Below are 18800 nucleotides of genomic sequence, written 5' to 3'. Positions count from 1 at the left end.
ATTAAAAAGGAAGTGAAAAAGTGAACTTTTTAAAAAGAGCCTTATTAAGTATTCAGCGGAGAAAGGGTAAATCGATCATTTTATTTTTAGTGATATTTATTTTAGGAAACTTAATGGCAGGTGCGATTGCGATTCAACAAGCAACTCGTGGTGTTGAGACTAATATTAAAACACAACTAGGTGCCAATGCAACGGTATCTTTTAATGAAGATAAAATTCAAGAAATAGAAGAGTCTGGAAAAGAACTGGACATCAAAGAGCCAGATACAACTGTTTATAAAGAAATTGGTCAGTTAAAACAAGTGAAATTTTATGACTACTCAGTTACGGATATGATGCAAACCAAAAAGATTAAAAACGTGCAGCCTTCAGATGATAGTTATGTGCGTGAATTTGAAGGCATCTCTTATTTTGATATAAAGGGAGCGAGTCGACCAGAACTTGTTGATGAGCAATCTAAAAAGATTAGCTTAGTAGACGGTCGAACTTTCAATGCTGATGAAATTAAAAAGGGATCGGCTGTTGCCATCATTTCGGATAAAGTAGCAAAAGAAAACAACATTCATGTAGGAGATAAAGTGGTGTTTGACCGACTCGTTACGCATATTAGTCAAGGAGGGTCTGGTGACACAGAGACTGAAACCAAAGCAAAAGAGTATCCGATTGAAATTATTGGTTTGTTTGATGTAAAAGAAATAAAAGAAAAAAAATCAACAGGAAATACTCAAAAAGACACGGATCAAAAAATGAATCAAACCATTGATTTATATGACAAGTTAAATGCTATATACTTACCAAATGATTACATCGAAAAAACACAAAAGGAAATGCTAGAATTTTCATATGATAGTTTCCCTGATAATTTTTTAGATGAAAATGAAAAAGTAATGGACAAAGACACAGTGTTAAAAGAGTTTTCTTATACATCTATTCAAGCAACATATGTATTAAACAAACCTGAAGACATTGAAGACTTTCGAATGCTTGGAAACCAAATTCTAAAAGATAAGGGGTTAGGATACTATAAAATAGAAGCAAGTTCTGATCAGTTTGATTCAATTGCTGGTCCTATTAAAGGAATGGCGAAAATCTCTCGTATCGTGCTTATTGTGTCTGTGATTGCGTCTATTTTTATTATTACGTTAGTAACGATACTGTTCTTAAGAGATCGAAAACACGAATTAGGGATATACTTGTCTCTTGGAGAGAAGCGACTCAACGTTGTAGGACAAATTGTCGTGGAAGTAATGTTAGTAGCATTGGTAGCGATGACGTTATCCGTATTTTCTGGTAATTTGCTAGCAAAAGGATTTTCTGACTCATTGATGACCACACAAAGCGATCATGTGACAGAGGATAATACCATAATTTATGGTAGCCCGATAAACGACATCAATCTAACTGAAGATGATGTTGTTAGTGCATATGAAATTAGATTAACGCCTTCCTACATTGTTCTATTTTATCTCGTTGGGTTAATAGTTGTGTTACTATCTACGATTGTTCCTCTAGTTTACATTATGAGGCTCAATCCGAAGAAAATAATGATGTAAAGGAGTCTAAGCCGTGTCTATATTAAAAGCAAGTAAGTTAAACTACTATTACCAAGATGGTGATACGCGTCGGTTCATTTTGAAAAATACGAACGTTGCATTTGAAAAAGGTAAATTTTATACCATTGTTGGGCAATCTGGATCTGGTAAAACGACTTTACTATCGTTATTAGCGGGACTTGATACACCGCAGGAAGGTCGAGTTTTTTACGAGAAGAAAAATATTGAAAAAATTGGCTATGATACTTATCGTAGAGATTACATTAGCATAATATTTCAAAATTATAATTTAATTCCGTATTTAACAGCCGTTGAGAATGTGATGGTCCCAATGGCCATTACGGATAATAAACTACCTGATGAGCAAGAAACTGTCGCCATTAATTTATTAGATTATATGGGAATACCAAATGAAAAATCAAAACGCTTGGTGACACAATTATCAGGAGGAGAACAACAACGGGTGGCAATCGCAAGAGCTTTGTCAACTAATGTAGATGTGATATTGGCTGATGAACCAACCGGTAATCTGGATGAAGAGATGGAACAAGAGATTGTGGAAATATTTAAAATGTTAGCTCATAAACACAACAAATGTGTAGTGGTTGTCACACACTCACCTGAGATAGCGTTACAATCTGATCACTCCTACCTTCTAAGAAAAGGAGCTTTAAAAGAGAATGTCTGATTTTTTATCAAATTTTGATAGTGATAATTATAAAAATATGTTGAATGAAAAAAAAAATAATAAAGACGTGTCGTCAGATACAAACGAAAATCTCGCATTAGAAACCGATGATTTACAATCATCAGCTTCCGACTATGATAAGCAAGAGTTTGACGATGTAGATGTTATGTTTCAAGAAGAAACAAAACATGTCAATGACACCAAAATAAAAGTTAAAAGAAAACGAAAAAAATCTGATAAGGGGATAGATGAAGACCATTCGACAGGTAATGGGGTAGAACATGATGTTGAAATAGACCCTGATTATAAGAAAAAACAACAAACAAAACGAATCCTGATAGGTGGGATAGTTGGTATCTGTTTACTGTTGTTGTATATGGTATATTATCAAATGACCCGTGTATCAGTACCAGATTTTTCAGGTAAAACCGTTGTGGAGGCAAAAAACTGGGCAACTGAAAATAAAATGAAACCTGAAATAAAACAAGAATATTCCTTAAAAATAGATTCAAACGGTATTATAAGTCAATCAGTTACACCAAATAAAAAGATTAAAAAAGGCTCTAACATAACATTTAAGGTAAGTGAAGGAGCAGATCCAAAAGGGAAAATTACGTTACCTGATTTTGAAACGATGTCTAAAGAAGAAGTGGAACAATGGATTAAAAAAAATAAAGCCGAAAATGTCACAATCATTGATGAATACAATGATAAAATCGAAACAGGTAAATTTATTAGGTTGGAATTTACTGATAAAGAAGTCAATAAAGAGAATTATTTGCGTCAAGATATTGCCAATGTTTACTTCTCTAAAGGAAAAGAAGTTTTTGAAAAGAATATCTCTGTTCCTGATTTTAGAAAAAAAGCAAAATCAGAGGTTGAAGATTGGGCAAAGAAAAATGACATCAATGTCGAGTTCAAAGAAGCGGATTCAGATAAGATTGAACCAGATTTTGTCATATCACAAACAGTTTCTCCAGAAACAAAATTAGCCAAGCATGATAAAATGAGTGTCTCGATATCTGTTGGAAAAGCCGTGGTTGTTCCTAATTTTGCGAATTATTCTGCCGAAGAAGCAACGAACGTCTCGCCTGATTTACAGGTTGTCACGAAACAAAGCTTTTCTGATAACGTGCCATTTGGTCAATTAATTGCTCAATCTGTTGAAGCAGGTAAAAAATTGACAGGTAATGATAATAAAACGGTTAATGTCACCTATTCTGCTGGACGACCATATATTAAGTCATTTTTTGGTCAACTTGAAGGAGACATCCCAAAACTAATTTATGAAAACTTTAATTCAAAAGGTGCTTCAGTTACTTATGAAGTGTATTATGTTGATTCAGATAAAGAAAAAGGACAAATTGTGAATACCAATGCCTATAATCAATATATTTCGACAAATGCACATTTAGTGTTTGCTGTAAGTAATGGTCGATATGCCTCATTACCTGATGAAAAAACGACCAGTCAAGATGAGTAAAATAATTAAACTCCTAAGCTTTTTTAGTTAGGAGTTTAATTATTTGTTAAAAGACTTTAAACTTATGATAAATATCTATATAATAATGAAAGAATAAATGAAAAAGAGAGAGTAGATAAAATGAAAATGAATGAAACAGGATTAACAAAAGAGGAAGTTAATCAGCGAATAGCCAATGGACAAGTGAATGACTATGTTTCAGATACTTCAAAAAGTAATAAGGATATCATTTTTGATAATGTCTTCACCCTATTTAACCTACTAAACGTGATTATTGCGATATGTTTAGCTTTAGTCGGTGCTTATAGTAATATGTTTTTTATGGCAATCATTATTTTAAATGTTGTGATTGGTGTGTCTCAAGAAATTCGTGCGAAAAATTTAGTAGCACAACTCTCCATTGTGAACGAAGAAAATGTGGATGTCTATCGTGATAATCAAAAAATGGGCATTCCTACGACTGAGTTAGTAATGGATGATATTGTGATTTTATCAGCTGGACAGCAAGTTCCTTCTGATACAATTATTGTTTCAGGTAATGTGGAAGTCAATGAGTCACTTTTAACCGGTGAAGCAGATTTAATTAAAAAAGGTGTCGATAGCCAGCTAATGTCAGGGAGTTACGTGACAAGTGGTCAATGTGTGGCTAAAGTCATTCATGTTGGAAAAGACAATTATGCGATTAAAATTGCCGAAGAAGCTAAAATACATAAACCTGTGACGTCTGAATTAGTTCAATCCATTAGAAAAGTGGCAAAATTTACGAGTTACATTATTATTCCATTAGGGGTCATTTTATTTTTAGAAGCTTATTTTTTAAGAAACAGCGACATCAAGCTATCCGTTGTTTCTTCAGCTGCAGCACTACTTGGCATGTTACCAAAAGGAATGGTGCTTTTAATCAGTATTGCGCTTGCAACAGGTGTTGTGAAATTAACGAAGAAAAAAGTATTAGTACAAGATATGCATTCTATTGAAACGTTAGCTCATGTTGACGTGTTATGTTTGGATAAAACTGGAACCATTACTCAAGGTAACATGATTGTCTCAGAAGTGATTGATATGGCGAGTAAAAATAGCCAAATTGACACAAATAAGTTAATGGGCAATTATATCAATGCAACAGATGATAATAACCTTACAATGCAAGCCTTACGTTCATATTTCAAGACATCAAATGATTTAAACGTATTAGATGTATTACCATTTTCTTCTGATAGAAAATGGGGTGCTGTGTTATTTGAAGGCATTGGTTGTGTGTATTTAGGTGCACCAGAAAGATTAGTATCAGAAAGTTCAATACCTACAGAAGTGACGCAAGCTCAAGAACAGGGAAGTCGTGTCTTATTAATAGGTATTGATGCACAGGCGACACAAATTAACGACACAGTTGGTTCTGTTGACGCTCAATCAGTTTTAGTTATTGAAGATGCCATTCGTGAAAATGCGGAAGAAACATTAGCTTATTTGGATAGTGAAGGAGTCGCGTTAAAAGTTATTTCAGGTGACAACCCAATTACCGTATCAAATGTTGCTAGACGTGCGGGATTAAAAAATTATGAGCAATATATCGATTTATCGACTATCGAAACTGAAGAAGAAGTCAAACAAATAGTTGATGATTACACTGTATTTGGGCGAGTGAGTCCACAACAGAAAAAATGGTTAGTGGAAGCTTTGCGTCAAAAAGACCATATTGTTGCTATGACAGGTGATGGTGTCAACGATATTTTAGCAATGAAAGAAGCAGATTGTAGTATCGCCATGGCGGAAGGAGATAACGCCACACGTCAAATGGCGAATCTTGTTTTGCTTAACTCAGATTTTACTACGTTGCCAGACGTATTATTTGAAGGTCGACGTGTGGTTAATAACGTGACAAAAGTGGCAAGTATTTTCTTTATTAAAACAATCTATTCATTCATTTTGTCAATCATTTGTATGGTAGCAGCGATTGGATTTCCATTTATTCCAATTCAAATTACACTACTTGATTTGGCAATTGAAGGTTACCCAACATTCTTTTTATCATTTGAATCAGATAAACGCAAGATTACAACAAAATTCTTACCAACTGCGTTAAGACGGGCGTTACCAAATGCGTTACTGGTGGTAATAAACATCCTTGTTATTTACTTTATCTCGCCGAAGTTTGGTATTAGTGGAGTCGATCAAACGACGTTAATGTATTATATGTTAATTGCAGTGAGCTCAATGGCAGTCATTAAAGCCTGTCTTCCATTTAATCCATTAAGATTATTCTTAGCTGTGACAACAACTGTTGGAACATTTGTTGCCGCTATGCTATTCAAGTCATTACTTGAAATTACGTGGCTCAATGCGACAACACTCCCTATTTTTATCGTGCTTGTTATCTGTTCAATTTTAGGTAAGTTAATTTTAGATAAATTGATTACTGGAAAAATGGGTTCTTTTCACTAAGTAGAAACTGTTGCAAACATATCGAATTATGTTATAATTTATTATGAAAAGTTATGTCATGGTCGCGCTGGGTTCAGTGCGACTTTTCTGACTTAAGTATGTAAAAAGGGGATGATTACGATGTCACAATTAATCCCTCAAGAATTAATTGATACAGTTAGACAAGAAACAAATATTGTTGAGGTTGTTGAAAACTATGTTCAATTAAAAAAATCTGGTAAAAACTACCTTGGTTTATGTCCCTTTCACAACGAAAAAACGCCTTCGTTTACTGTAGCAGAGGACAAACAAATCTTTCATTGTTTTGGGTGTGGCAAGGGTGGTAATGTGTTTACGTTTATTCAAGAGATAGAAGGATTGTCGTTTCCTGAGTCTGTTGAGAAATTGGCAGAACCTTTAAATGTCTCATTACCAACTTCAGTTTATAGTGAACAACGTAGCACTGAAAAAAATCAAACGCACCAGACGTTAATCACAATGCATGAGCATGCAAAAAAGTTTTTTCATCATATATTAGTGAATACAGAGGCTGGAAAAGAGGCGATGGCTTATTTAGAGTCGCGAGATATTCCTAAAGACGTGATAGAAGAATTTGAGATAGGGTTTGCTCCGGACAATCGGCAAATTTTATTAAAAGTTATGGAAAAAGAGTTTGATGATACGCTTTATGGGCAGTCAGGTTTATTTATTGAAAGAGATGATGGGTCATATACAGATCGATTTGTTAACCGGATTATGTTTCCAATAAAAGATGCTCAAGGTAAAACAATTGGCTTTTCAGGTCGCATGATGCCTTCTGAACAGGCACAACAAGACGTCAAACAACCAAAGTATTTAAACAGTCCTGAAACGGAAATTTTTAATAAACGAGATGTCATTTATAATTTTCATTTGGCAAGACCCCATATTAGAAAGTCGAATGATGTGTTTTTATTTGAAGGATTTATGGATGTAATAGCGTCTCATATGTCAGGGGTAAAAAATGCGGTCGCTACAATGGGAACGAGTTTGACGGAACAGCAGATTAGTCGACTCGAGAGAGTTTGTCAAGATGTGACGATTGTTTATGATGGTGATGCTGCTGGGATAAATGCGACAAATCGTGCGGTAGAGTTATTAACTGATAATACAACGCTAGGTGTTCAAGTAGTGATGTTACCCAATCGGTTAGATCCAGATGAGTATAGAAAAACATATGGTCTTGAAGCATTGGAAAATGAATTAAAACACCATCAGTTAACCGTGTTTCAGTTTAAGAAACAATTTTTATCACAAGAGTTTAATCTAGACAATGAGTCAGATGTTTTAACTTATTTAGACCTTGTCTTACAGGAATTAGCGAAAATCCCATCAGTTATTGAAAAAGATTTTGCGTTAACTCAATTATCTGAAGAGTATCACGTTTCAAAAGATACCTTGCAAATCCAGTTAAATTCGTTTATTCAGTCAAACAAAGCTCATCAGTTTAAAAAAGTCATCCCAAAACAACCAGAAGTTGTGATACCACAAATTCAACAAGTCCGAAAACAAACGGTGGTTGAAAAAGCTGAAAGATTACTAATTTATCGTATATTAAAAGAGAAGGCGATATTTACTCAATTAGTAAATAAAAAGGATTTTTCGTTTGTTCATGATGAATACCAAGAGTTATTTCAGCATATAGCAAGTTTTTATGAACTATATGGTCAAATTGAACTAGCAGATTTTATTAATTATTTAAAAGAAGAAAATTTAAGACAATTATTAGTCACGATTACCATGCAGGACATTAGTCAACAAAGTAATGAGACAGAGATTAGTGATTGTTTACATGTGATAGAAAAAGCGAGCATTCAATCTAAAATTGACGATTTAATGACTCGACAACAAACAGCTAAGCAGACAGGGAATGCTGTTGAAGAAATGGAAGTAACATTAGAGATTATCCAATTACAAAAAAAATTAAGTAATTGGTGATAATATAAGGGGGAGTCCATCGTGTCAAAAATGGTAAAAGATGAAGCATACAAAAAAGAAGTAACCAAATTCATCAAGTTGAACAAGGTAAAAGGTTCGGTGTTTTATGATGAGTTAACAAACAAATTAGCTACTCCTTATGAATTAGATGCTGATGATATGGATGAATTGATTGAAAAAGTTGAGGACGCAGGAATCAGCGTTGTGGACGAAAAAGGCGAGCCAAGTGAACATAGTTTGCGTGTTGCTAAAAAAAATCAAGAATCTAAGAAGACAAAAGAAAAAGAAGAAGAAGAGGATTTAATTGCACCAGCTGGGGTAAAAATTAATGATCCTGTTCGTATGTACCTTAAAGAAATTGGTCGTGTATCCCTTCTTACAGCTGACGAAGAAGTGGCTCTAGCGTTACGTATTAAAGAAGGTGACCCTGAAGCAAAACAAGAACTAGCAGAAGCTAACTTGCGTTTAGTGGTTAGTATTGCCAAACGTTATGTTGGTCGTGGGATGCAATTCCTTGATTTGATCCAAGAAGGTAACATGGGATTGATGAAAGCTGTAGAAAAATTTGACCATGAAAAAGGATTTAAGTTTTCTACTTATGCGACTTGGTGGATTCGCCAAGCGATTACTCGTGCGATTGCCGACCAAGCCAGAACGATTCGTATTCCGGTTCATATGGTTGAAACAATCAACAAATTAATTCGTATCCAACGTCAATTACTACAAGATTTAGGACGCGAACCAACACCTGAAGAAATTGGAGCGGAGATGGATTTATCACCTGAAAAAGTACGTGAAATCCTTAAAATTGCACAAGAGCCTGTGTCTCTTGAAACGCCAATCGGGGAAGAAGATGACTCGCACTTAGGAGATTTTATTGAAGATCAAGAAGCGACAAGTCCTGCTGAACATGCAGCCTATGAATTATTAAAAGAACAATTAGAAAGTGTATTAGATACATTGACTGATCGTGAGGAAAATGTTTTGCGTTTACGTTTTGGCTTAGATGATGGCCGTACGCGTACTCTTGAAGAAGTTGGAAAAGTATTCGGTGTCACACGTGAGAGAATCCGTCAAATAGAAGCAAAAGCGTTAAGAAAATTACGCCACCCATCTCGTTCAAAACAATTAAAAGACTTTTTAGAATAAAAAGAATATCGCACTAGTTAAAGCTAGTGCGTTTGTTTTTACTTGTTTTTTTTTAAAGAATGTTAAATAATCAATAAAAAGACTGAATTCATTCTAAAGATGGATGGAAATAAGGAATAGATGTGTTACATTTAGTAGGAATTAAGATGAAAAGGTGATGTTATGAATAAATTTAAAAAGATTTTACTAGGTCTTACACTACTTTCAACAGTTGGATTAAGTACGCAAGTTTCGGCTGCAGAAAAAGCGAAAGATGAAGGATGGGATATTCCCAATATCGCATTAGGTAATGGCTTAACAGATGCTGAAAAGCAACAAACACGTGATATTTTAACCAAAGACTTGAGTAAAGTATCCATGTTAAGTGGAACAAACACTCAGAATATAAATGAATACATTGTTGATGGCAATGATTTAGTGAAATATGTAACCGACGTTCCAGAATTTACTAGTTCGTCAAAAGCTTATTCAAGTGCGTTGATTGCTCGTACAAAAAGTGGGTCGGGTGTGACAGTTGATATTGTGACACCAGATAAAATTACTGCCAGAACAGAAGCAATGTACCGCTCAGCAGCTATTACAAGTGGTGTATATGATGCATACATTCGTATTGCAAGCGTTCGACCAATGGATGGTAGTGGGGCATTAGCTGGTATTTATAAGATTTATGATGAAGTAGACCCTGCCTCTAATCAAACAGAACAAAAAGAGCGTGATGAAAAGCGTGAAGTAGCACAAGATCAAATGCAAGTGGTTTCTGCCATTGATCAACAAAACCAAGATAATAAAGATTATTCTTCTGAAAACATCTTAGTCATGTTAGCTGATATTCAAATGGAATTACAAAAAATTAATAAGAAATTAAGTGACATGTCTGATGAGAAAAAGAAACAAGAAGTAACCAATGTGGTTGACGAACAAATTGAGAAAAACGGGCTACAAGAAGCCATTACACCAGAACTAAAAACGCAAGTCGTCAATAACATGGTGAACTTTACTAATACAAGTGCCATCACAGATAAAGAATTAACCAGTCAATTATCTGGGTTTAAAGATGACATCGTGAAAAATGGTAAAGAATTTAAAGATAATTTATTGTCAGAAGAAAATGTAGAAAAAGCAAAAGGAATTTGGCAAAAGATTAAAGATTTCTTCTCAAACTTATTTAAGTAACGCTGAAACTATCTAGTGAAAACTAGGTAGTTTTTTTATACTTATCCACAATACGACCATCGACTGATTTTTCTAATGTTATTTTTAGGTATACTTAAATTACTAATGAAAAAGGAGTTATTTGGGATGTCGAAAAAGAAAAAAGTGGTTATTGGGAGTATTATTGGGTTGGTTGTGATTGCTGCAATCGGTGGCAAAATGGTGTTATCGAAAAAAGAGCCAGTAAACACAAAGGAAGAAGAAAAAATTGAGTTTTATACCGTTGAAAATGTCGATCAAGTGTTTATTAATGGTGTGGTAACTCCTGTTATGTCAAAAGAATTTACCAAAGATACAACTCTAGGTAAATTGGGTGATTTAAACGTAAAAAATGGTGAAAATGTCACAAAAGATACAGTGCTTTATCAATACTTAGATGAGACAACAGACTCTCAAATTAGAGACTTGAAATTTCAAATTGAATCAACACAAGCCGAAAAAGAAAAAGCTGCAAGACAAATGCAACTTGAAATAAATGAAATGAATAATATGCCAACATCAGAATCAGGGGAAGCTGCCAGTAGCCCTGTATCGAAAGAAAGCATAGAATTAAAATATGATTTAGGTAGTTATGATATTAAAATGAGTCAATTACAAACACAAATTAATGAATTAAGTGAAAAACAGGTTAATAAAGTCATTGCACCTTTTGACGGTCAGGTTATTATTCCACAAGACCAAAACAGAGATAGTGCCATTTTAACTTTATCATCAACTGATTTTTATGTTGAAGGCAGTGTCAATGAGAAAGATTTAGAAAAAGTGAAAGAAAAACAAATAGCGGACGTTAGAACCATTGCTGATAATAAATTATACAAAGGTGAAGTCACTTATGTGTCTAATATTCCAAATACACAGCAAGCAACAGAAGGTGGTGCATCAAATAGTGGGAATTCTTTATCAACTTACACAGTAAAATTAAGTTTAAAAGATGCAAAAGAAATTCGTAAAGGATTCCATGTACAAGCTTCAATTAAGCTAGAAGATAAAAAAATAGAAATACCAAAAGAAGCAGTAAAAGTAGATGATAAAACGAAAGAAGTTTATGTACTCGTTGATGATTTTGGCACAATTGCAAAACGTGTAGTTGAAACTACCGACCAAGGTGCATCAAAAGATAAAATTATCGTTACAAGTGGTTTAGAAGGCTTAGATCGTGTCATTATTTCATCCGAAGCACCTTTAACAGTAGGTGAACCAACTCCTGGAGGTGAAGTTACCGAAAATGAAGGAGGAGAAAAATAATGAGTCACGACAACCCAGTATTAGTTGAGTTAAATGATATAAATAAATACTATCCAGTCGGCAAATCAACACTGCATGTCTTAAAAAATCTCAACCTTACTATTGAGCAAGGCGAATTTATCATGATTATGGGGAAATCCGGTAGTGGAAAAACGACGCTGATGAATATTATTGGATTTTTAGATCAACTATCAGATGGTGAGTATATTTTTGATAATAAAGACGCGTCAGAATTAACTGAAAATCAAAAATCGACTTTAAGAAACGAATACATCGGATTTATTTTTCAACAATTTTTCTTAATTCAATCATTAAATGTGATTCAAAATGTTGAATTACCAATGGTGTATGGTGGGAAGAAAAAAGAAAAAGAACGTCGTCAAATCGCCTCAGACTATTTAGCGATGGTTGGTTTAGAAGGAAAAGAGTTTTCTAAAACGACTGAGTTATCAGGAGGACAACAGCAACGTGTCGCCATAGCTAGAGCTTTAGTGAATGATCCACTCTTAATTATGGCAGATGAGCCTACAGGAGCCCTTGATAGTGAAACGAGTGAAGATATTATGACTATCTTGTCGAATTTAAATAAAGAAGGAAAAACAATTGTTATGGTCACCCATGATCCTGATATGAGAAAGTATGCCACACGAGTGGTTTATATGAAAGATGGTTTATTCCTTACCGAGGAGGAATTTATCAATGCTTAAAAATCTATTATTAAGTACTTTCCTAAGTTTAAGGGCACATAAACTACGTGTTTTTTTAACGATGGTTGGAATTATTATTGGCATCACAGCTGTCGTGACAGTATCAGCAATCGGAGAAGGGATGAAGCAAAGTAGCTTAAAAGTAATGGAATCTACTGATGCTAACGTGATTCGTCTAATCTATAAAATCGATCAGAGTGATGATAGTATTGGCTTTCAAGACGAAGAGCCGTTTGCGTTTGATAAACTTGATTTAAAGCTGCTAAGAGGACTCGATGGTGTTGATACAATTAGTGCTGATTATGGATTTGGATTCGGTGCTAAAGAAATGGTGACGAGTACACTAAACTATTTTGACACTTCAGGTAGTGGTCAAATTGTGGCAACAAGTAAAACGAATACACCAGTTGGTTTTGGAAATAGTTTTACTACTGAGCAATTAGAATCAAATAGTATTATCATCACGTATGATACAATGCAATCAACGTTAGGCATCCGAAAACCTAAAGATATTATTGGAAGAGCGATTGATGTTGATGGTATAAAATTTTTGGTAGTTGGTGTAAAGTCTAAAATTGATGATGGTGCCATGATAATGGATGATTCAGCCTTTTTTGACGAAGTGCCTAAAAAAGCGTTTAATGAACTTGCAAAGAATAAACCAATCAATGCAATTAAATTAAAAACGACAGAACAGGGTGACAGACAAGCCGTTATTGATCAAGCAAATACGTTACTTAAAGAACAACACCCTAATTTAGTTGGAACATTTGAAGAAGATCGTTCAAATGAACAAGCACGTCAACAAATTGAATCGATGCTTCAAGCAGTTGTGACAGGTTTGTTATTCATTACGGCTATTTCTTTATTAGTTGGAGGAATTGGGGTTATGAATATCATGTATGTGTCTGTTTCTGAGCGAAAACGTGAAATCGGGATTCGCCGTGCAATCGGTGCGAAACCAATCACCATTTTATTACAATTTTTATTAGAGGCTGCTTTTATTACGCTAATTGGTGGGGTCATCGGTATCTTCTTTGGCTGGGGACTTGCAACACTGATTTCAACTTTTGCAGATGGTATTACAGCAATCGTTAGTCCAAGTATGGCAATACTCTCAGCCTCTATTTCAGCAGGAATTGGGTTAATATTTGGTGTTATACCAGCTATTAATGCAGCCAAATTAGATCCTATAAAAGCAATTTATCAATAAATAACACACTTAATTTGTTCAAATCGAGCAAATTAGGTGTTTTTTGTTATTAAATAAGTAAAATACGAACAATATGAAGAAATATTTAGATAAATATAAATAAATGATTGCCATTTCTCATTATTAATTCTATAATCAATTTTGTTACAGTTATTAACGAACTAATTATATTATGGAAGGTGCAATGTTAAGAAATGGAAAAGTTTTTTAGATTAAAAGAGAATAACACAACGGTTTCTACGGAAATCATGGCGGGATTAACGACATTTTTTGCAATGAGTTATATTTTATTTGTGAATCCGACCATTTTATCTTTATCAGGGATGCCGTTTCAAGCAGTCTTTTTAGCGACTATTATCGCGTCTGCAATTGGAACGCTCGTTATGGGATTGTTTGCTAATGTACCCTATGCACAAGCACCAGGTATGGGCTTAAATGCGTTTTTCACTTTTACTGTTGTCATGGGATTAGGCTATTCATGGGAACAAGGTTTAGCGATGGTCTTTTTATGTGGTATTATCAATATTATTATTACCATCACAAACTTGAGAAAATTAATTATTCAATCAATTCCCGAAAGTTTACAACATGCTATTGGCGGTGGGATTGGGATTTTTATTGCATATGTCGGAATTAAAAATGCGGGATTACTTCAATTTACATCAGATGAAGCGTCAATTGTTTCTTCAGTAGTTGATGGGGATAAAGCAACGAACGTTGTATCAAATGGTGGGATTGTCCCAGCATTGGCGAATTTTAATAACCCAGCTATTATTTTGGCACTGATTGGGCTAGTTATTACTACAGTGTTAGTGATTAAAAACGTCAAAGGGGCTATTCTAATAGGGATAGTAGCGACTACGATTATTGCGATTCCAATGGGGGTCGTTGATTTTAGTTCTATTAATTTTCAAGAGAATTCACTAGGAAACTCAATCAAAGACTTAGGAACGACATTTGGTGCAGCTTTTGGTCCAAATGGCATGCCTTCACTATTTTCTGATGCAGCCAAAATACCTCAAGTCTTATTAACGGTTTTAGCATTTAGTTTATCTGATATTTTTGATACGATTGGAACATTTATTGGGACAGGTCGTCGTACTGGTATTTTCTCAAAAGAAGAAGAAGAATCTGTTATGACAAGTAAAGGGATTAAATCAAAAATGGACAAAGCATTGTTTGCTGATGCTATTGCAACAACAGCTGGAGCAGTAGTTGGGACAAGTAACGTAACAACTTATGTAGAAAGTGCAGCTGGTATTGGTGCGGGTGGACGTACTGGTTTAACATCAGTGGTTGTCGCCATTATGTTCTTGTTAAGTAGTTTCTTATCACCTGTTGTTGGGGCAGTACCTTCTCAAGCAACCGCTCCGGCGTTAATTTTAGTTGGTATCATGATGATGGCGTCATTTAAAGAAATTGCCTGGACTAATCTTGAAGACGCTGTGCCAGCTTTCTTTACTTCGATATTTATGGGTCTAGCATATAGTATTTCTTATGGTATAGCTGCAGGATTTATTTTCTACGTATTAATCAAAGTCGTTAAAGGAAAAGTAAAAGAAGTCTCACCTGTTTTATGGGTAGTGACGGCTCTATTTATAATTAACTTCATTGTATTAGCAACGTTATAATTTATTGACACATTCGACAACTGTTGAGTGTGTTTTTTATTGAAGGTAATTAAATTATTAAAAAAAGTCATTGAAAGTTTTCCGATAACCATGCTATGTTATAATAGTAAAAGTATGAGAAAGTCACCATAATGCTAGGGGGGAGTAAGATAGAGCAAACTATTTCATTGTAAAGGGGGAGGAGCAAGATGATGTTAACTCAAGCGAGCTTGTTCAGACCTGAGATATGGCAAAATTTATTAGATAAATATTTTACGCTTAGTGTACTGGTACATATCATCGATATATTAGTGGTGTGGTATGTCGTATATAAATTGTTGATGCTACTTAATGACACAAAAGCGATTCAAGTATTTAAAGGGATTGCTGTGATTATCATTGTAAGGATTGTCAGTGATTTTATTGGCTTAAATACAGTTTCTTGGCTAATGAATCAAGTGATTACTTATGGTGTGGTTGCTGCGATTGTCATTTTTCAACCTGAAGTTCGGCGTGGATTAGAACATCTTGGTAGAGGTGCGGCACTAACGCACTCTAACAAACAAAAAAATATGCAACAATCATTCATTACTGCGTTAGATGAATCGTTGCAATATATGTCTAAGAGAAAAATAGGGGCATTGATTACGATTGAGCGAAATGATAGTTTAATAGATATTATTGAAACGGGTATTCCGCTTGATGCGGATATATCGAGTCAATTACTAATTAATATCTTTATACCCAATACACCATTGCATGATGGGGCTGTCATTATTAAAGATAATAAAATTGCATCAGCATCGAGTTATCTGCCTTTATCAGAAAGTAATAAAATACCAAAAGAATTTGGGACACGTCACCGTGCGGCAATTGGTATGAGTGAATCATCGGATGCGTTGACACTTGTTGTATCAGAAGAAACAGGTGATGTGAGTATTACGCATAACAAGACATTTTTACCAGGTCTTCAGCGTGAAGCTTATTTAGAAGTATTAAAACAAGAATTAGCTGATGATCAAGAAGATGTATCCCAATCAAATTTGGCAATGTTTATCGAAGATATTAAAAAAAGTTTTACTAAGGGAGGAAAAAACGATGAAAAATGATCGTAAATCACCTTGGTTTATTAGAATATTATCTTTGTTTTTTGCCATTCTTTTATACTATAATGCCAACTCATTTGTCATATCAAATAAGACAAATAACGCAGTAACTAATTTGGAAGCAACAGCTGAAAATGTACCAGTTAATGTTACTTATAACCAAGATAAGTATTTTATTTCCGGTTATAAAGAAAGTGTCTCTGTTGAATTGACAAGTAATAATAAAATTTTGTTAGACAAGGAGTCTAATGCTGAAACACGTGGCTTTTCAGTGGTAATGGACTTAACGAAATATAGTGTTGGGACACATGAAGTACCATTGCAAATTGTTGGGTTACCAAATTCGGTTAAAGGAACTGTTAAACCGAATAAATTATCGGTTACCATAGAGAATAAAGATAGCAATTCATTCAAAGTTGAACCAGCGATTGATAATAAAATTTACCAAGACGGATACTCAACAAAAGAAGTGACGATTGATCCAATGAATGTAAAAGTAAGTGGATCTGAATCGTCTATTCAAGAAATTGATCGAGTCATTGCTGGTGTCAGTGAACGAACAAACGTTACAGGGAATTTTTCAGAGAAAGTGCAGCCTTATGCTGTCAATAAAGCTGGAGAACCACTGAATGTTCGAATTGAACCTGATACAGTGACTGTTAATGTAAAAGTCAATGTCCCAAGTAAACGAGTTAAAATCACTCCAATCCAATCAGGTACCATTCCAAAAGGGATTAAAGATTTTACGTTTACACTAAAAGATGACATGGTGGATATAGAAGGACCAAAAGAAGTACTGGATGAAATAAATGGCATAGAGCTTAAGGTTGATACAACAAACATTCGTGAAACAACAACAAGTTCTTATTCTGTGGTTGTACCAAATGGTGTGAAAGCTACACCGGAAATGGTGTCCATAACAGTTAAACCAAATGAAGCAAAAACGACCAGTGATAGTAAATAATACATTATAAAAATTGTAAAATGAGTTAGGAGAATAATTAAAATGGGTAAATATTTTGGAACTGATGGTGTGAGAGGGATTGCAAATAAAGAACTAACACCAGAACTAGCATTCAAAATTGGACGTTGTGGAGGGCATGTCTTATGTCAACATAGCCACTTAACTGAAGGAAAACCACAAGTACTTGTTGGAAGAGACACACGTATTTCTGGACAATTATTAGAACAAGCACTTATTTCAGGACTCCTTTCAGTTGGAATAGAAGTCTTACAGCTAGGTGTGATTTCTACACCAGGCGTGGCGTATTTAACAAGAACGCAAAAAGCAGCAGCAGGTGTGATGATTTCAGCGTCACATAATCCAGCTGAAGATAATGGAATCAAGTTCTTTGGGCCAGATGGGTTCAAATTATCTGATGAAGAAGAAGAAGAAATTGAAGCATTATTAGATGCTGAAACCGACGTTTTACCTCGACCATCAGCATTAGGACTTGGAACTTTGAATGTTTATCGTGAAGGTGCGCAAAAATACATTGAATTCTTGAAGAAAACAGTTGATGAAGAATTCACTGGTTTGAGTGTCTGCCTAGACGGAGCAAATGGAGCAACCACTCCGTTAATCAATCAACTTTTTGCAGATTTAGATACAGATTTCTATACAATGGGCGTTAGACCAGATGGGTTAAACATCAATGATGGTGTTGGTTCAACACATCCTGAAAAACTAGCAGAAATGGTTGTTGAAAAAGAAGCTGATTTAGGTTTAGCCTTTGATGGTGATGGTGATCGTGTGATTGCTGTTGATGAAAAAGGCCAAATCGTTGATGGAGATAAGATTTTATATATTTGTGGTAAATATCTTGCAGCCAATGATGAGTTAAACAAAGATACAATTGTTGCCACTGTTATGAGTAACTTAGGGTTCCATAAAGCCGTTGAAGAAGCAGGTATGACGGCCGTTACAACTCAAGTTGGTGATAGATATGTGGTTGAAGAGATGCGCAAATCTGGTTACAATCTTGGTGGAGAACAATCAGGACACATCGTCTTCTTACAACACAATACAACAGGTGATGGTTTACTTTCAGGCATTCAATTGATGCAAGTAATGAAAGCTTCTGGTAAAAAATTATCTGAATTAGTAGCCGACATTGAAGAATACCCACAAAAATTAGTGAACATTAAAGTGTCAGATAAATATGGTGCGATGGATGTTCCGGCTATAAAAGCGATTATTGAAGAAGTTGAAGGAGAAATGAATGGGGATGGCCGAATCCTTGTAAGACCTTCAGGAACTGAGCCATTACTTCGTGTGATGGCAGAAGCACCAACAGAAGAAAAAGTTAATTATTATGTTGATAAAATTGCTGATGTTGTCGTAAAAGAAATCGGAATTTAAACTGATAAACAGTGAGTGGAGAATTTCACTCACTGTTTATGTATACTATAAGTTTTGTTGTAATTATCTGATTA

At 34.7% G+C, this 18800-nt stretch carries 14 protein-coding genes; all 14 read left to right on the top strand.

Translation table 11 applies throughout. The features are described from left to right. The first annotated feature begins 20 nt into the window (after nt 1–20). Nucleotides 21–1553 carry an ABC transporter permease gene (locus BW731_RS00125; RefSeq protein ID WP_079344648.1) on the top strand — a complete coding sequence of 511 codons (1533 nt, stop codon included), beginning with the start codon at nt 21–23 and terminating at the stop codon, nt 1551–1553. A gap of 13 nt (nt 1554–1566) precedes the next feature. After that, a complete protein-coding gene (locus BW731_RS00120) occupies nt 1567–2241 on the top strand; it encodes an ABC transporter ATP-binding protein (protein WP_079344646.1) in 675 nt (224 codons plus the stop codon). Continuing rightward, nucleotides 2234–3724 (top strand): PASTA domain-containing protein, encoded by a 1491-nt coding sequence (locus BW731_RS00115; RefSeq protein ID WP_079344644.1) that lies wholly within the window; start codon nt 2234–2236, stop codon nt 3722–3724. The genes BW731_RS00120 and BW731_RS00115 overlap by 8 nt, the downstream gene beginning before the upstream one ends. A 120-nt stretch (nt 3725–3844) precedes the next feature. Next, entirely contained in the window at nt 3845–6166 is a 2322-nt protein-coding gene (locus BW731_RS00110; protein WP_079344642.1) for a cation-translocating P-type ATPase, read from the top strand. A 120-nt stretch (nt 6167–6286) separates the two neighbouring features. Next, nucleotides 6287–8122, top strand: coding sequence for a DNA primase (gene dnaG, locus BW731_RS00105; RefSeq protein ID WP_079344640.1), 1836 nt, complete (start codon nt 6287–6289; stop codon nt 8120–8122). Nucleotides 8123–8152: 30 nt separating this feature from the next. Next, nucleotides 8153–9271 carry an RNA polymerase sigma factor RpoD gene (gene rpoD / locus BW731_RS00100; protein WP_071457838.1) on the top strand — a complete coding sequence of 373 codons (1119 nt, stop codon included), beginning with the start codon at nt 8153–8155 and terminating at the stop codon, nt 9269–9271. Nucleotides 9272–9433: 162 nt separating this feature from the next. After that, nucleotides 9434–10444, top strand: coding sequence for a DUF1002 domain-containing protein (locus BW731_RS00095; protein ID WP_071456917.1), 1011 nt, complete (start codon nt 9434–9436; stop codon nt 10442–10444). A 126-nt stretch (nt 10445–10570) separates the two neighbouring features. Further along, complete coding sequence (locus BW731_RS00090; RefSeq protein WP_079344638.1) at nt 10571–11728, top strand: efflux RND transporter periplasmic adaptor subunit; 1158 nt, start codon at nt 10571–10573, stop codon at nt 11726–11728. Continuing rightward, nucleotides 11728–12435 carry an ABC transporter ATP-binding protein gene (locus BW731_RS00085; RefSeq protein ID WP_071456915.1) on the top strand — a complete coding sequence of 236 codons (708 nt, stop codon included), beginning with the start codon at nt 11728–11730 and terminating at the stop codon, nt 12433–12435. The genes BW731_RS00090 and BW731_RS00085 overlap by 1 nt, the downstream gene beginning before the upstream one ends. Next, a complete protein-coding gene (locus tag BW731_RS00080) occupies nt 12428–13648 on the top strand; it encodes an ABC transporter permease (protein WP_158080126.1) in 1221 nt (406 codons plus the stop codon). Before BW731_RS00085 ends, BW731_RS00080 begins: the two co-directional genes overlap by 8 nt. Before the next feature lie 194 nt (nt 13649–13842). Continuing rightward, nucleotides 13843–15279, top strand: coding sequence for an NCS2 family permease (locus BW731_RS00075; RefSeq protein WP_079344634.1), 1437 nt, complete (start codon nt 13843–13845; stop codon nt 15277–15279). Between the two features lie 188 nt (nt 15280–15467). Next, nucleotides 15468–16367, top strand: a complete 900-nt coding sequence (gene cdaA, locus BW731_RS00070; protein ID WP_079344632.1) for a diadenylate cyclase CdaA — start codon at nt 15468–15470, stop codon at nt 16365–16367. Next, nucleotides 16357–17328, top strand: coding sequence for a CdaR family protein (locus tag BW731_RS00065; RefSeq protein WP_158080125.1), 972 nt, complete (start codon nt 16357–16359; stop codon nt 17326–17328). The genes cdaA and BW731_RS00065 overlap by 11 nt, the downstream gene beginning before the upstream one ends. Nucleotides 17329–17370: 42 nt before the next feature. Continuing rightward, the gene (gene glmM / locus BW731_RS00060; RefSeq protein ID WP_079344628.1) at nt 17371–18726 is read left to right on the top strand and encodes a phosphoglucosamine mutase; all 1356 of its coding nucleotides are present in this window, start codon (nt 17371–17373) and stop codon (nt 18724–18726) included. The last annotated feature ends 74 nt before the right edge of the window (nt 18727–18800 follow it).

This window comes from Vagococcus martis, assembly GCF_002026305.1.
Lineage (GTDB): Bacteria > Bacillota > Bacilli > Lactobacillales > Vagococcaceae > Vagococcus > Vagococcus martis.
The sequence above is the reverse complement of the archived record's forward strand: the minus strand, read 5'-3'. Positions and strand labels throughout refer to the sequence as shown.

Excerpts from the sequence above, each read along its gene's own strand:
- BW731_RS00110 (WP_079344642.1), top strand. The coding sequence starts at position 3,845 with ATGAAAATGAATGAAACAGGATTAACAAAAGAGGAAGTTAATCAGCGA.
- BW731_RS00075 (WP_079344634.1), top strand. The coding sequence starts at position 13,843 with ATGGAAAAGTTTTTTAGATTAAAAGAGAATAACACAACGGTTTCTACG.
- BW731_RS00115 (WP_079344644.1), top strand. The coding sequence starts at position 2,234 with ATGTCTGATTTTTTATCAAATTTTGATAGTGATAATTATAAAAATATG.
- BW731_RS00085 (WP_071456915.1), top strand. The coding sequence starts at position 11,728 with ATGAGTCACGACAACCCAGTATTAGTTGAGTTAAATGATATAAATAAA.
- cdaA (WP_079344632.1), top strand. The coding sequence starts at position 15,468 with ATGATGTTAACTCAAGCGAGCTTGTTCAGACCTGAGATATGGCAAAAT.
- BW731_RS00065 (WP_158080125.1), top strand. The coding sequence starts at position 16,357 with ATGAAAAATGATCGTAAATCACCTTGGTTTATTAGAATATTATCTTTG.
- BW731_RS00095 (WP_071456917.1), top strand. The coding sequence starts at position 9,434 with ATGAATAAATTTAAAAAGATTTTACTAGGTCTTACACTACTTTCAACA.
- glmM (WP_079344628.1), top strand. The coding sequence starts at position 17,371 with ATGGGTAAATATTTTGGAACTGATGGTGTGAGAGGGATTGCAAATAAA.
- BW731_RS00090 (WP_079344638.1), top strand. The coding sequence starts at position 10,571 with ATGTCGAAAAAGAAAAAAGTGGTTATTGGGAGTATTATTGGGTTGGTT.
- dnaG (WP_079344640.1), top strand. The coding sequence starts at position 6,287 with ATGTCACAATTAATCCCTCAAGAATTAATTGATACAGTTAGACAAGAA.
- BW731_RS00080 (WP_158080126.1), top strand. The coding sequence starts at position 12,428 with ATGCTTAAAAATCTATTATTAAGTACTTTCCTAAGTTTAAGGGCACAT.
- rpoD (WP_071457838.1), top strand. The coding sequence starts at position 8,153 with ATGGTAAAAGATGAAGCATACAAAAAAGAAGTAACCAAATTCATCAAG.